Here is an 854-nt window from a genome sequence, read left to right as displayed (position 1 = left end):
CCAGGTTGAGCGGCTGCGTGAGCAGATCGCTGGTCTGACCGAAGAGTTGTCGCGGGTCGAGGAACAGCTGGCGCGGTTGCAGATCGCGCGGGAGACGGTGGAGGAGGTGCTGGCCGCGCCGTCTTCTCCGGTGCCGGGTGCGGACGTCGCGGGTGGGGGTGCGGACGGGGTTGCTGTGGCACTGGTGAAGGCGGAGGCGGAGCTGGATGTGACGGTGATGTCGCCGGAGTATCGGGAGATCATCGCCCTCTTCGCGACCTCGGGGGCGGCGATGCGCTGCAAGGAGGTCTGCCAGCAGCTGGGTCTGGGGATCGAGCCGCGGCATGTCGAGGGGATGCGCTCGAAGCTGAAGCGGCTGGTGGAACGCGGGATCCTGGCCGAGCCTTCGTCCGGGCTGTTCAAGGTCGACGGCAGGAAGCACGGGTGGTGAGCGTGATTGGGCCGGCCAAGAGCGCGCTCGCGGAGTGTGAGGAAGCTTTCGCCGCCTCGGCGGGCATGTTCGCCGAGGTGTGTACGGAGTTGGCGGCCCCTCAGGCGGCGGTGATGACGCACGCGCAGTTGGAAGACCTGCTGGGAGCGCGGATGCGCGAGGTCACCCGGCAGTTGTTCCAGGACCACCTGACCCTGCGGGCCGACAACGAGGTGCGCCGGCAGGAGGTCGTGGACGCCACCGGTGTCGAGCGTTCCCGCATCGAACGGAACCGACACCGGACACTGGCCACGGTGTTCGGCAAGGTCACCGTGACCCGGATCGCCTACCGCGGCACTGGTGTGGGGGATCTGCATCCGGCCGACGCGGTGCTGAACCTGCCGGACGGGATGCACTCACACGGGCTGGCCAGGCTTGCCGCGAC

1 protein-coding gene and 1 pseudogene are annotated in these 854 nt (G+C 68.9%); both read left to right on the top strand.

Going from position 1 to position 854, the window contains the following annotated elements:
• Nucleotides 1-430 (top strand): hypothetical protein (locus VXC91_RS46205; protein ID WP_329513303.1); only part of this gene is annotated, 430 nt, incomplete at its 5' end.
• Nucleotides 427-854, top strand: a pseudogene (locus tag VXC91_RS46200) (hypothetical protein); the annotation flags it as partial. The gene VXC91_RS46205 and the pseudogene VXC91_RS46200, both read left to right, overlap by 4 nt.

The sequence above is a fragment of the Streptomyces chiangmaiensis genome, assembly GCF_036281785.1.
Lineage (GTDB): Bacteria > Actinomycetota > Actinomycetes > Streptomycetales > Streptomycetaceae > Streptomyces > Streptomyces chiangmaiensis.
This window is presented reverse-complemented; position numbering and strand designations above follow the sequence as displayed.